The organism is Salipiger sp. IMCC34102, assembly GCF_004145405.1.
Lineage (GTDB): Bacteria > Pseudomonadota > Alphaproteobacteria > Rhodobacterales > Rhodobacteraceae > Loktanella.
In genome coordinates this window covers 481,224-494,629 of record NZ_SELQ01000001.1, presented here as the reverse complement: position 1 = coordinate 494,629, position 13,406 = coordinate 481,224, and the positions used below count along the sequence as shown (strand labels likewise).

At 66.5% G+C, this 13,406-nt stretch carries 13 protein-coding genes; 2 read left to right on the top strand and 11 right to left on the bottom strand.

What is annotated here, in order from left to right:
* Nucleotides 1-365: 365 nt before the first annotated feature.
* Complete coding sequence (locus tag EU805_RS02575; RefSeq protein ID WP_129762377.1) at nt 366-1,196, top strand: amidohydrolase; 831 nt, start codon at nt 366-368, stop codon at nt 1,194-1,196.
* Nucleotides 1,197-1,278: 82 nt separating this feature from the next.
* Here the strand turns inward: EU805_RS02575 and EU805_RS02570 are convergent, their stop codons facing one another.
* The 7 genes from EU805_RS02570 to EU805_RS02540 all read right to left on the bottom strand — a co-directional run bounded on the left by EU805_RS02570 (nt 1,279) and on the right by EU805_RS02540 (nt 8,184).
* Complete coding sequence (locus EU805_RS02570) at nt 1,279-2,460, bottom strand: D-isomer specific 2-hydroxyacid dehydrogenase family protein (RefSeq protein ID WP_165351868.1); 1,182 nt, start codon at nt 2,458-2,460, stop codon at nt 1,279-1,281.
* A 44-nt stretch (nt 2,461-2,504) separates the two neighbouring features.
* Nucleotides 2,505-2,837 carry an L-rhamnose mutarotase gene (locus tag EU805_RS02565; protein ID WP_129762375.1) on the bottom strand — a complete coding sequence of 111 codons (333 nt, stop codon included), beginning with the start codon at nt 2,835-2,837 and terminating at the stop codon, nt 2,505-2,507.
* Complete coding sequence (locus tag EU805_RS02560; protein WP_129762374.1) at nt 2,837-3,892, bottom strand: ABC transporter ATP-binding protein; 1,056 nt, start codon at nt 3,890-3,892, stop codon at nt 2,837-2,839. Before EU805_RS02560 ends, EU805_RS02565 begins: the two co-directional genes overlap by 1 nt.
* A 14-nt stretch (nt 3,893-3,906) precedes the next feature.
* The gene (locus tag EU805_RS02555) at nt 3,907-4,746 is read right to left on the bottom strand and encodes a carbohydrate ABC transporter permease (RefSeq protein WP_129762373.1); all 840 of its coding nucleotides are present in this window, start codon (nt 4,744-4,746) and stop codon (nt 3,907-3,909) included.
* An 8-nt stretch (nt 4,747-4,754) separates the two neighbouring features.
* Nucleotides 4,755-5,672, bottom strand: coding sequence for a carbohydrate ABC transporter permease (locus EU805_RS02550; protein ID WP_207208051.1), 918 nt, complete (start codon nt 5,670-5,672; stop codon nt 4,755-4,757).
* Nucleotides 5,673-5,755: 83 nt separating this feature from the next.
* Nucleotides 5,756-7,006, bottom strand: a complete 1,251-nt coding sequence (locus EU805_RS02545) for an ABC transporter substrate-binding protein (protein WP_129762372.1) — start codon at nt 7,004-7,006, stop codon at nt 5,756-5,758.
* 20 nt (nt 7,007-7,026) lie between these two features.
* Nucleotides 7,027-8,184, bottom strand: a complete 1,158-nt coding sequence (locus EU805_RS02540) for a mandelate racemase/muconate lactonizing enzyme family protein (RefSeq protein ID WP_129762371.1) — start codon at nt 8,182-8,184, stop codon at nt 7,027-7,029.
* Between the two features lie 90 nt (nt 8,185-8,274).
* Between EU805_RS02540 and EU805_RS02535 the strand changes: the two genes are divergently transcribed.
* Nucleotides 8,275-8,949, top strand: a complete 675-nt coding sequence (locus EU805_RS02535; protein ID WP_207208050.1) for a GntR family transcriptional regulator — start codon at nt 8,275-8,277, stop codon at nt 8,947-8,949.
* A gap of 63 nt (nt 8,950-9,012) precedes the next feature.
* Here EU805_RS02535 and EU805_RS02530 read toward each other — a convergent pair whose 3' ends face one another.
* The 4 genes from EU805_RS02530 to EU805_RS02515 all read right to left on the bottom strand — a co-directional run bounded on the left by EU805_RS02530 (nt 9,013) and on the right by EU805_RS02515 (nt 13,404).
* The gene (locus tag EU805_RS02530; RefSeq protein ID WP_129762370.1) at nt 9,013-9,855 is read right to left on the bottom strand and encodes a fumarylacetoacetate hydrolase family protein; all 843 of its coding nucleotides are present in this window, start codon (nt 9,853-9,855) and stop codon (nt 9,013-9,015) included.
* A gap of 23 nt (nt 9,856-9,878) precedes the next feature.
* Entirely contained in the window at nt 9,879-10,610 is a 732-nt protein-coding gene (locus EU805_RS02525; protein WP_129762369.1) for an SDR family oxidoreductase, read from the bottom strand.
* Between the two features lie 30 nt (nt 10,611-10,640).
* Nucleotides 10,641-11,627 (bottom strand): aldo/keto reductase, encoded by a 987-nt coding sequence (locus EU805_RS02520; RefSeq protein WP_129762368.1) that lies wholly within the window; start codon nt 11,625-11,627, stop codon nt 10,641-10,643.
* 307 nt (nt 11,628-11,934) lie between these two features.
* Nucleotides 11,935-13,404 carry a mannitol dehydrogenase family protein gene (locus EU805_RS02515; protein WP_129762367.1) on the bottom strand — a complete coding sequence of 490 codons (1,470 nt, stop codon included), beginning with the start codon at nt 13,402-13,404 and terminating at the stop codon, nt 11,935-11,937.
* Nucleotides 13,405-13,406 lie beyond the last annotated feature (2 nt).

Below are 13,406 nucleotides of genomic sequence, written 5' to 3'. Positions count from 1 at the left end.
GAGGCAATCCTTTCTGACGAAGACCGCAATCCCGGTTCCGCGCCGAGATCTCGCCACCTGTTTTCAAACGATATTTCTCCGCCACAGAGGCAGACCTATATGACCGCCGCCAGCAGAATCATGAAACGGGGCCTCGCTCGGGCGGGAACCGGGTTCGGGGGGTGGCGTAGATCGTTTGGCCGAACGGCCTGCAAAGGTCGCGTTTCAATCGGATACGCTGTCTTGCGGGCAGCGCGCCGCGCGTGAGGGCGCTGGCGGGTCGGGGTGGGTCACCGCCTAGACCGCATTGATTTGATATATCAAGTAAGGAATACTGATATTTCTTGTCCTGCTCGTCCGTTCCGACACCCAAAAGGCCTGCCTTCATGTTCATCGACACGCACCTGCACCTCGTCGACAAGTCGCGCCTGTCCTACCCGTGGCTCGAAGGTGCCGGGGCGCTCGATCGTGACTGGAGTTTCGAGGCCTACGCGAAGATCGCGCGGCGGATCGGGATCGAGGCGGTCCTGCACATGGAAAACGACTGTGCGCCTGCCGACATCCTGGCCGAAACCGAGATGATCGGCGAGGTCGCGCAACGCCCGGGCAGCCTCATGGTGGGCGCGATTTCCGGCGCGCGGCCCGAGGACGCGGGGTTCGACGCCTTTCTCGACCGGTTGGACCGCCGCATCGTCAAGGGGGTCCGCCGGGTGCTGCACGTGATGCCGGACGACCTGTCCCGCGATGCGCGGTTCAGGGCCAACGTGGGCCGCTTGGGCGCGGTCGGCCTGCCGTTCGATATCTGCGTGCGGACGGACCAGCTCGACCTTGCCCGGGACCTGGTGCGCGCCTGCGAGGCGACCGAATTCGTGCTCGACCACTGCGGCGTTCCGGACATCGTCGGCGGTGACATGAAGGACTGGCGCCGGGGCCTCGACCGCCTTGCGGTCCTGCCGAACGTGAATGCCAAGATCTCAGGCATCAGCGCCTATGCGGGGCCCGACTGGACGGTCGAGCATCTGCGCCCTTACGTCGAACAGACCATCGAAGCGTTCGGCTGGGACCGCGTTGTCTGGGGCTCGGACAGTCCCGTCGTCACGCTCAACGCCTCGCTCGAACAATGGATGGCCGCGACGCAGGCGCTGATCGCGAGCGCCTCGGCAGAGGAGCGCGCCAAGTTCGCCTCCGGGAACGCCCGCCGGATCTGGAAGCTGTAGCGGGGCCTGTTGCCAGGGTCGGGGCGCTCAGGCGGCTCCGGGGCCTGTCCGGGCCGCCCGTCGAAGTGGGCCGCGCGCGCGGTCAGCGCGTGGCGGTGTAGCCATCGGGCAGATCGCCCACCGGGTTCGTCACCTCGCCCGTGCGGATGGCACGCACGATCTGGTCCACGGCCATCCTTGCCCCCGCGACCCGGGTCGGGTGATCGGTGTCGGCTGCGGCATGCGGCAGGAGGCACAGGCGCGCGCGGTGCCGCGGTACGAGATCGAGGTAGGGCGCCATCGGACCCGACACCGCGCCGGTCTCGGGGTCGACGAAGACATCCGCGTCGATCGCGGCGTGACCGACCTGCCCCGATGCCAGGGCCGCATCCAGAGCCGCGCAATCCACCAGCTCGCCGCGGTCGAAATTCACCAGGATCGCCCCCGGCGCCAGCGCCTCGAGCACGCCGGCATCGATCAGGCCGGTATTGGCGGGGATGCCGCGCGCGGGGTCCACCGGGCCGAGGCCCAGGTGCACGCTCAGCATGTCCGCGTCCCGTGCCGCCTCCTGAATCGTGGCGGCGTGGGACGCGCCATCGCCCCTGATCCGCGGTGCATGGTGCGACCGGGCGAAGACACGGACATCCATGCGGAACGCCAGGGCCAGACGGACCATTTCCCGTCCGATGTTGCCGTAGCCGATCACGGCGATCCGGCGCCCTTCGAGCTTGCGGGTCGGCACGCTGGCCAGATCCCGGCCGGTGTCGAATCGTCCGGCCATGACGCGCTCCGACAACGATGCGAGCGGAAGATCGGGGGCCACATGCATCAGGGCCTTCCAGGCCATCTGCGCCGTGGCCACGCAGTTGACCCCCGGCGTGTTCATCAGCGGTGCCGTGCCGCCCCGTCCCTGCGCCCCGCCCCAGGAGGCGCTCGCCATGTTGCCGGTGCCCGCGCCGATACGCACCCCGCCCGCGGGGAACGAGACATCCTCGGGCACCAGCGTGGCCGCGGCGATCACGGCGTCGTAGACACCGCCCTTTGTGGCTTCGCGCAGCTCGGCGGGGGTGGAGATGTCCGGTCGGTAGTGGAAGTGAATCGTGTGAGCTGCCGCTTCGGACGCCGCGTCCTCGGCGCCCGGGATCGCGCCCTCCACGAAGCGGCAGCCGTCGAGGCCGTCGACGTAATCGCGCACCTGCGAGGGATCGGGCCTGCCGGTCGCATCGAGCGTCAGGCCGACGTGATCGAGGACGAGCACGCGGGTCGGGCGGGTCGGGTTGGTCACTGTGCCTCTGCTTTCCTGGTCGTTCGATCGGTGCGGGCATGCGCCTAGTCGAGGTGAAAGATCTCGACCGCGTCGCTCCACCATTCACCCTCGCGCGCCGTGGGCAGGGGGATCTGGCAGGGATCGGTCAGGGCCAGCCACTTGCGCGTGATCTCGCTGTCGCCAAGCCGCTTCATATCCGCCGCGTAGTCGTCGCCCACGTAGTCCCAGACCCCGAAGAGCAGGTTCTCGGGCTCGCGCAGGAAGATGGTGTAGTTGCGTATGTTGGCGGCGCTCAGCGCCGCGTTCATTTCGGGCCAGGGGGCGGCGTGCAGGTCGCGATACTCGGCCACCCGCTCGGGCCGCAGCCCGATGACCATTCCCATGCGGCGCGCCATCACCGCACCCGTGCGCCGTCGGGATCGAACAGGCGGACCTTGTCGGGCGCGAAGCAGATCTCCAGCTCGCGCACCGCGTTGCCCACGTGGGCCCGGCGTTCCGCGACCAGCGTCTCTCCGCCCACCGTGCCGTGCACGAAGGTGGTGGCGCCCAGGTCCTCCGCCACGTCCACGTCCATCATCAGGCGCACGCCGTCCGTCGCGTCGAGGTGTTCGGGACGGATGCCGAGCTGCAACGCCGTGCCATCTCGAAGATCGGCCGTCAGATTGGGCAGCGGAATGGTCCGGCCCGCGACCTCCACGCTCTTGGGGCCGTTCGCCCTGGCGTTCAGGAAGTTCATCCGTGGCGAGCCGATGAAGCCCGCGACAAAGGCGTTGTCGGGGTCCTCGTAAAGTTCGATCGGCGTGCCGACCTGCTCGATATGGCCCGCCCGCAGGACGACGATGCGGTCGGCCAGCGTCATCGCCTCGGTCTGGTCGTGGGTGACGTAGATCATCGTGTTCGACAGCGTGCGGTGCAGCTTGGCGATCTGGACGCGCATTTCCACCCGCAGTTCTGCATCGAGGTTCGACAGCGGCTCGTCGAAGAGGAAGACGTCCGGATCGCGCACGATCGCCCGCCCGATGGCCACGCGCTGGCGCTGCCCGCCCGACAAGGCGGCCGGCTTGCGATCCAGCAGGGGTTCGAGTTGCAGGATCCTCGCCGCGTCCTTCACCTTGCGGTCGATCTCGTCCTTGGGGGCGTGGGCCATGCGCAGGCCGAAGGACATGTTGTCGGCCACGGTCATGTGCGGGTAAAGCGCGTAGGACTGGAACACCATCGCGATGCCGCGCTGCGCGGGTTCGACGTCGTTCATCAGCGTGCCGCCGATCTCCAGATCGCCGTCGGTGATGTCCTCCAGCCCCGCGATCATGCGCAGCAAGGTGGACTTGCCGCAGCCCGAAGGGCCGACGAAGACCACGAATTCCCCGGGCTCTATATCGAGCGAGACGCCGTGGATCACCTCGACCTGGCCGTAGGACTTGCGCAAATCGGTGATGGAGATGTTGGACATGGTGGAACTCCGGTTCAGCCCTTGACGGCGCCGACGGCGATGCCGCTGACGATCTTGCGCTGGAAGACGAGGTAGAGGATCACGATCGGCGCCGCGGCCAGCACGATGCCCGCGGTGAGCAGGGGCACGTTGGTGGTGTATTCTCCGCGCAGGGCGGCGATGCCCACCATGAGCGTGCGGTTGTCCTGCAGCACCAGAAGCGAGATCAGGATGTCGTTCCAGCAGTAAAGCGTGTTGAGAATGCCGAGCGTGATCAGCGCGGGCATGCCCATCGGCAGCATCACGTGCCACCAGACTTGGGTCAGTTTCGCGCCGTCGATCCGGGCGGCCTCGACCAGTTCGCGCGGAAGACCCGAGTAGAACGACGTCATCAGGTAGACCGAGAACGGCAGGAAGAAGGCCGTGTAGCTCAGGATCAGGCCCGCCCGCGTGTTCAGCAGCCCGAGGCCGATGATCGTCTTGTAGAACGGCACCAGCACCACCTGCACCGGGATCATGAGCGAGGCCAGGATCACCACGAAGATCAGTTTTCTCAGCGGGAATCGCAGGACCGCCAGCGCGAAGCCCGCCAGCGACGAGACGATGATCAGCGCGAGCACCGACAGGACCGTGACCACGACCGAGTTGAAGAAATACTCGCTCAGGTTGGACCGCGTCCAGGCCTGGACGAAGTTCTGGAAGGTCGGCTCGCTGACGATCCCGAAGCGATCGAGGATGTATTCCCGGTTCGACTTCAGCGCGTTGTTGAGCGCGAAGAACACCGGGTAGACGCAGGTGAGCGCGATCAGCGCCATGGGGACCGAGATGCCCCACAGCAGGCGTCTTTGGCGTTTGCCGACGGTGAATTCGGACATGGTGGACCTCAGACGTTCACGTTGCGGGACATGATGCGAACCTGCGCGTAGGCGATCCCGGCCATCAGCACGAACAGCACCATGGAAATCGCGGCGGCGTAGCCGGGCCGGTTCATCCGGCCCAGTTCGATCCAGATCAGGAACTCCGGCAGGGTCGTCGATGTGCCCGGCCCCCCGGCGGTCAGCACGTAGATCAGGCCGAACATGTTGGTCAGCACCCCGATCGTGGTGACCACGGCCACGAACTCGATGATCGGGCGCAGGGTGGGAATGATGACGTGCCAGAAGGTCTGCAGCATCGACGCGCCTTCCAGTTTCGCGGCCTCGATCATGTCCGACGGCACGGTCGAGAGGCCCGCGAGGAAGATCAGCAGGCTCATCCCGAAGGTCGCCCAAAGCTGCACCGCGATCAGGCTCAGCAGGGCGGTGTTGGAATTGCCCAGCCAGTCGATCGCCCCGATCCCGAAGAGCTCCAGGAACTGGTTGAGCTGGCCGTCGTTGCGCAACAGCACGTTGAAGATCGAGCCCACGATCACCGAGGACAAGGTGGCGGGAAAGAAGTAGACGGCGCGGTAGAACTTGCCGCCCGGCACGCCCTGGTGGATCAGGATCGCCAGAAGCATCGGCACCATGATCCAGATCGGCAGGGTGGCGATCAGCAGGATCGTGTTCGCCATGCTGTCGTGAAACGCGGGGTCGCGGGCAAGCTCGGCGTAGTTGTCGAAGCCGATGAACGCCCCTTCGGTCACGCCGCGCGCATCGGTGAGCGACAGAACGAAGCCCCAGATCAGCGGCACGATGCGGAAGACGACCACCAGCAGAAGTGCGGGCATCACGAAGAGAAAGGCGAACCGACGTTCCTCGGACCGGGCCTTTCCGCCGCGCTTGCGCAGCGGCTGTTTGGTCTTGCTGACACCCATCTTCATGCCTTCGGTCTTGCTGGGGGCTTCGGTCCGTCGGGGTGCGGGGCAAAGCACCGCGCCATGCGGCCCCCTGCCCGGCGCCTGCTTTATTCCGCGGCAGCCTGTGCGGCGTCGAGCCGCTGGACGGCGTCCTGCACCGTGTTCTCTCCGTTGAGCAGAAGCTGGCTCTGCCGGTGCAGGTCCTCGAGCTCCCCGGCGGAGACGTTGGCATGGGCCATCGGCGCGGAGGCGCCGTCCATCATGCCCAGGATCGCCGTCAGCGTCGGGCTGTTGGCCGCGGAGGTGTCCACCTCCGGGTTCGCAGGCAGGATGCCCGCGTCCTGCGCGAAGATCGCGATCGCCTCGGCCGAGGCCAGGGTGGCGACAAGTTCACGCGCCAGGTCGATGTTCTCGGATGCCCGGTTCACGCCGTAGCCGATCCCGCCTGCCACGGGCATCATCGGACCGCCGTCACCCGCGGTGGCAGAGGCATCCGGGGCGGGGTGGCGGAACACGCCGAGGTTCTCGGCGCCCAGGAAGTCGTCGAACTGCTTCCAGTGCGCGACGTCGGACAGAAGGCCTATGGTATTGGCCGCCTCGCCCCGCATGAAGGTTTCGTATTCGTCCATGAACTTTGCCGTCGAATTGCCGCCCTGAGGATACCAGCCGGCCGCCTCGGTTTCGACCCAGGCGTCGAGGATCGCCGTCATCTTGGGGCTGGACCAGGCCAACTCTCCCGATTTCAGCGCCGCGTGCTCTTCGGCCGTCAGCATGGAGGCCGCCAGCGCCGAGACGAAGAATTCGGCGGCGAACCCTTCCTTGTTGCCCATGGAAAAGCAGGGCACGTCGCCTTGCGCGATGATCGCCTCGCAGGCCGCGGAGAGTTCGTCCCAGGTGGTGGGCAGGGCCTCGGGGTCGAGGCCCGCGTCCGCGTAGCGTTGCTTGTTGGCGTAGACGACGAAGCCCTGCGTCGTGATGGGCAAGGCGTAAACAGTGCCGTCGGCGTCCGAGAATTCCTCTGTCCCGAGAAGGCCTTCGGCCATGTCGCTGACATCGGCCAGCGCATCGAAGCGCGCCTGTGCCTGTGCGCCACCGTTCAGAAGGAAGACGTCGGGGCCCGCGTTGGACGACAACGCGGTGCCGAGCAGCGTGTAATACTGGTCGTTGGGCTGCATCACGAAGTTCACCTCGACGCCCGGGTGGGCTTCCTCGAACAGGCGGGTGGCCTCGTCGATATAGCCGTAGGCCGCCGGATCGCCGGATTTCCAGTCCCAGACCGTGATCTCCTGTGCCACGGCGGCACCCGTCAGCGTTGCACCAAGGGCCGAGGCCGTCAGCAAGGTCGTCTTGATCGTCATGTCTTATCCTCCCTTGAAATTTACGCAGCCGCGGTCGTTTGCAGGTCTGCTGGCAGTCGTGGGTTGAACGGGGCCGGGCCCAGTTCATCGAAGCGCGCAAGCTTGGGCTGTGCATCGGCACGCGCCGCTTCGGACAGGACGAGGCCATGGCCCGGACGTGCGGGGGCATGGGCGTAACCGTCCCTTATCATCACCGGCTCCTCAACCAGGTGATCGAAATTCTGGAAGGAATATTCCATCCATTCCACTTCGGGCAGCGCCACGGCGGGGTGGATGCCCACCTCCAGGAAGGTATTGCCGACCGTGACCGGCACGCCCTTTTCGGCAGCCAGCCAGCCGATGCGCATCACGTCGGTGATCTGGCCGTGCACGTTCAGGATGTCGGTACCGCATTCGTCCATCAGCAAACGCTTGCCGCTCGCGTCGAGGTATTCGCCCGAGTTGATCACGGTGTGCGGCAAGGCGCGGCGCAATTGGCGCAGCCCGTCGTAATCGTGGCGCAGGATCGGATCCTCGACCCACATCAGATCGAACCCGGCCTTCCGGATCGCCTCGATCTTGATGGCCGCCTCCTTGGCGCCCCAGGCCTCGTTGGCGTCGATCATGAACTGGGCGCCCTTGCGCACGGTCTTTCGCAAAAGCTCCAGCCGGTGCATGTCGCGGTCGAAGTCGGCATGGCCCACCTTGATCTTGAACGCGCCGTAGCCCAGAGCATCGGCGTGCCCGAAAAGCGCGCAGAACGCCGCGTCGTCCAGATGGAAGTCAAGGCCGGAAGCATAGGCCCGTACCCGGTCGCGACGCGCGCCGAGCATCTGCCAAAGCGGCATCCCGACCCCTTTCGCCGCAAGGTCCCAAAGGGCCACCTGCAGCGCCTCGTGGAACGGCAGGCTGGTCGCGCGCTGCCGTCCGCCGCGCGGGCGGTTGACCCGGTGAACGAGCGCCATCGGCGATTGTCCGTCGAGGTCGGGCCAGACTTCCGCAAGGAAGATCCGCTCGATCTCGTCCTGGTCAGGCAACGGCGAGAACAGGGTCTGGACGAAACCCAGGCCGACCTCCCCGGCGTCGGAGATCAGCTCCACCGCCGCGGCATTCACGTCCTCCGCACGGACCTGGCTGTCGCCGATCACACGGTCGCGCCGGAACTGAAACCGCGTTATACGAAACGAATGAATGCGCATCAGGACACTTTTTCTCGATTAGATACGTCGACTGATATATCAACTTGAGAACGTAATATGCGCAAACCCGGGGCGAGACAAGTGACAACTGTGAAAAAGAACATGGCCGAGACACCGCGCAGCAGCACGCTGAGCGACGTCGCCTACGAGCGGATCCTCGAAAACCTGTTCAACAAGACGCTGCCCGCCGGTGCCTTCGTGTCGCAAAGACATCTCGTGGATCTGCTCGACGTGCCCATCGCACCGCTGCGCGACGCCCTGCGGGTGCTGGAAGCGGAAGGCATCCTGAAGATCCACCCGCGCTCCGGCATCGAGTTCGTGAAGCCGGGGCTGGAACTGACCCGCTCGACCTACCAGTTCCGCGCGATCATCGAACGATCCGCCGTGCGCGCCTTCGCCGAGACCGCCAACGAGGACGTCTTCACAAGCTTGATCGCAAAGCACGACGCGCTGATCGAAAGGCTCGAGGCGGGCGAACAGGGTGAAAGCGTCCTGACCGCGTTGGAACATCTTGAGGGCGATCTGCACAACACGATCGTGGAGACGCTGAACAATCCGCTGATCTCGTCGAGCTACCAGCGGATGCACAACTACCTGCGCCTCGTGCGGCTCGACCGCCGTCTGACGCCGCCCGTCATGCTGCGATCGCTGCACGAACACCTGAGCATTCTCGAAGCCTGCAAGGCGCGCGATGCGGACGCGGCCGAGGCGGCGATCCAGCAGCACTTCGGCGCCGCACTCCAGCGCCACATCGGGTTTTCCTGACCCCGAACGCGCTGCGCCGCGAAACCCGGGGCTTCGCGGCGCGGGTCGGTCGGGATGGATATCTCAGGCCTGGACGCAGGTCTGCTTCTGGGTGCCCAGGCCCTCGATGCCCAGCTCCATCACGTCGCCCGCCTTGAGGAAGACGTTGGGCGTCTGGCCCAGCCCCACGCCCGGCGGCGTCCCGGTCGAGATGATGTCGCCCGGACGCAGGCTCATGAACTGCGACAGGTAGGACACGAGGTGACGCACGCCGTAGACCATCGTCTCGGTCGAGCCGTCCTGGTAGCGGTGGCCGTTGACCTCGAGCCACATCTTCAGGGCCTGGGGATCCGCGATCTCCTCGCGGGTGACGAGCCAGGGGCCCGTCGGGCCGAAGGTGTCGGCGCTCTTGCCCTTGGTCCACTGGCCTTCCCGTTCCGCCTGGAACGCGCGTTCCGAGACATCGTTGATCAGGCAGTAGCCCGCCACGTGATCCATCGCCGCGTCTTCCGAGACGTATTTCGCGGTCTTGCCGATCACCACGCCCAGTTCGACCTCCCAGTCGGTCTTTTGCGATCCGCGCGGGATCTCGACGTCGTCGTTGGGACCGCAGATCGCCGAGGTCGCCTTCATGAAGATGATCGGCTCGGGCGGGACTTGCGCCCCCGTCTCGGCGGCGTGATCCGAATAGTTCAGCCCGATGCAGATGAACTTGCCGGTCCCGGCAACGCAGGGACCCAGGCGCGGGTTGCCCTCGACCACCGGCAGGCTTGCGATGTCGAGCGCGCGGATCGCGTCCAGCCCCTCGGGGCCGATGTGGTCCGCGCCGATATCGTCCACCTGCTGCGACAGGTCGCGGATCTGGCCGTCCGCGTCCAGGATCCCCGGCTTCTCGGCGCCCGCCGGTCCGTATCTGAGTAGTTTCAAGGTCGTTCTCCTTCGCGATCGCGTCAGTTGAGCCAGCCGCCGTCGATGACGTGGATCTGGCCGGTCGTGAATGTGGCCCCCGCCAGGTAGACGGCGAGTTCGGCGATTTCCCCGGGCTGGCCGATCCGCCCGATGGGTTGGCGCGCGACGAAGTCGGCGCGAGCCTTGTCGTAGTCCCCGGTCGCGGTCCACCGCTCCTTCAACGAGGGGCTGTCGACGGTGCCCGGGCAGATCGCGTTGCAGCGGATCCCCTGCGAGACGAAATCGGCAGCCACCGACTTGGTCAAGCCGATCACGGCGGCTTTCGTGATTCCGTAGGCGCAGCGGTTCGGCACGCCCTTCGGGCTGCCCGCGACAGAGGCCATGTTGATGATCGTCCCGTCCTTGCGCTCCAGCATGCCCGGCAGGACCTGCTGGATCAGGCGCGCCTGTGCCTCCACGTTCAATGCGAAGGCAAAGGAGAGGTCGGTGTCGCTCATCTCGAGAATACTGCCGTTGTGGACCACGCCCGCGCAGTTGAAGAGCACGTCGATCGCGCCGGCCTGCGCCACGAAATCGGCCACCGCCGTCGCGTCCAGCACGTCCAGCCGGGCGGTGGTGATCCCCTTCGCGCCGTCGAGTTCGGCCAGCAGCCCGTCGTTGATGTCCGTCGCGATCACCCTTGCCCCCGCCGCGGCGAAGGCCAGGGCGCTGGCCTTGCCGATGCCCTGGGCCGCGGCGGTGATCAGGACGGTTTTTCCCGAAAGGTCGGTCATGATGTTTCCTTGCTGGATGAAGGGGGCGCCTCAGCCCCTCAGGGTCTGTGTGCGCAGGACATGCGGGGCGATCTCGTCCAGCAGCCCGGGCGGCAGCCTCGCGCCGAACTGGTCGAGATTGCGGCGCAGGCTGGAGACCTTGCCGGTGCCGATCAGCACGTGTGAGACGGCCGGATGGGCTGCCGGAAAACTCAGCGCGGCCTGCGCCATGGGAATGCCGTAACGGGTGCAGATCGCCTCTATCGCGTCGACGCGGGCGCGGATGTCGTCGCTCGCCGGGCCGTAGTCGAAATGCGCCTGCGCCGAGGCCCCGGTGGCCAGGATCCCGGAATTGAACACGCCGCCGATCACCAGCCGCGTGCCCCGTTCCAGGCAGAGCGGCAGAAGCGATTCCTCCGCCGTGCGATCGAGGAGGGTATAGCGCCCTGCCAGCAGGATCTCGTCGGGGGTGGTGGCCTCCATCACCTGCAGGCAGGTTTCGACCTCGTTGACGCCGAGGCCCCAGCCGCGAATGATGCCTTGCGCCTTGAGCCCTTCGAGAAAGGGAATTCCGCTGCTTAAGAGATTTTCGAGATGCGGGCCGTTGGCGTCGCCATGGGCGAAGCGTCCGATGTCGTGCACGTAGAGGTAATCGATGGACGCCATGCCAAGCCGTTGCAGGCTGTCCTCGAACGAGCGCGCGATGGCGGTGTCCGAATAGTCGAAGTGCACGTGGAACGGGAGCGCGCCATCCTCGCGCGTGGCCTTGTCGGCAGGCGACAAAAGGCGGCCCACCTTGGTCGAAAGCGTGAAGGTCTCTCGCGGTTTGTCCCGCAGCACGTCGCCGACCCGCCGCTCCGACAGGCCACGGCCATAGAACGGTGCGGTGTCGAAGCGGCGCAGGCCGCTGTCCCAGGCCGCCTCCAGCACCGCGATGCCGTCGGCGCGGGTAAGTTCGCCGTAAAGCCCCGCGACCGCGGCGCAGCCGAAGGCCAACGTCGCGTGATCCTTTGGGTCATGGGTGTCGTCCGACTGCATCGCTCGGCCCTGAAGCAACGGTTAGAAATACCGATCCCGCCCTGCGCGATCTTGCTATATCAGATATACGCGCTGATCTATCAGATCAACCGCGAAAGCGAGGCGGGGCCGAAGGTGCCGTGACCCGGTCCGACGCGCCCCAGCATCGCGTCCGCTTGCGGGGCGGGCAAGGGCCGGAACGTCTCCGCGGTCCGCACGCGGGAAATGCACAGACTTTCGTTATCCAAAATTCATTCGCCGGAGACGGTCTCTCCGTCCCGGGCCGTCAGGCCCCGGGCGTTGGCCGCGCACGCCATGGCGTCGCCTTCTAGCGGGTGGCGTAGGCCTTCAGCGCCGCATCCGTTCCCTCGGCCCAGATCAGCGTCAGCCAGCGGTGGAACGCCTCCGCGAAGCGGGTCTCCTTGGCCAGGTCGCCGTAGATCCAGCCCTGCTGCAACCACGCGCCGGGGCGGGTGCGCGCCTCGACCGCGGCGGCCTGCAAGGTGTCCCAATGCGGGTCGTTTGGCGCGATGGTCGAGCCGTCCTCGCGGGTGCCTTGGCACATGCGGGCCCACAGCGCTTCGGCCAATGCGAGCCCCTCGACCGGGGTGCCGGCCTTCAGCGCGTCGCGCACCACCGGCAGCACGAAGCCCGCGTGCCGCGAGGATCCGTCGAAGGCCACCCGCCGCACCGTGTCGCGGATCTGCGAGTTCGAGAAGCGGGTGTCGATCAAGTCGACGTAGGCCTGCGGCGTCATCCCCGGCACGGCGGAGACGTGGGGGACGATCTCGTCCTCCTCGACGCGGCGGAAGAAGGCGTGGACGCCGGCGTGCGCCATGCAGTCGTCGATGGTGGCAAGGCCCAGCAACTCGCCGGGGTTGGCGAGTATCTGGTGGCCCGCATTCAGGCAGCGCAGTTTCATCGATTCGTAGGCGTGCACGTCGTCCGTGATCGTGGCACCCGCACGTTCCCACTCGGGGCGCCCGGCGCAGAAGCGGTCCTCGATCACCCACTGGCGGAAGTTCTCGTGGGTGACGGGCGCGTCGTCCTCGATCCCGAAGTCGCGCACGAGCGCCAGTTCAGAGGGGCCGGTCGCGGGGACGATGCAATCGACCATGGCGTTTGGGAAGGTGGCGTTCGCCTCGATCCAGTCGGCGAGTTCCTCGTCCGTCAGCCGGGCAAGGCCCACGACCGCGCGGCGCAGGATATCGCCGTTGCCTTGCAGGTTGTCGCAGGACTGGCAGGTGAAGGGACCGTGTCCCGCCGCGCGACGCCGACCCAAGGCGGCCACCATCGCGCCGAAGGCGGTGCGCGGCGCATCGGGGTTCTGCACGTCGTGGCGGATATCCGGGTGATCCGTGTCAAAGCCCCCGTCGGAGGTCTGGTAATAGCCCCCTTCGGTCACGGTCAGCGACACGATGCGGATCGCCGGATCGGCCATCCGGGAGATGAGCGCGCCGTTCCCATCCTCGACCGGCAGGAAGTCGATCATGGAGCCCACGACTTCCGCGGATTTGCCCGCGGGATCGAGCTCGATCAGGGTGTAAAGGCAATCCTGGCCCAGCAGCCGCTCGCGCTGGGCGGCATCTGGCGCGCGCACGCCCGCACCGATGATCGCCCAATCGTGCGCCTCGCCCGCCTGCATCAGGCGGTGCAGGTACCACGCCTGGTGCGCGCGGTGGAAATTGCCCAGACCGATATGCACGATGCCGGGCGTCATGCCGGGGCGGTCGTAGGTCGGAAAGAGCACGTCGTCGGGCAGATCCAGCAGGGTCGCGTCGGACAGGGGGGTGGTCATGG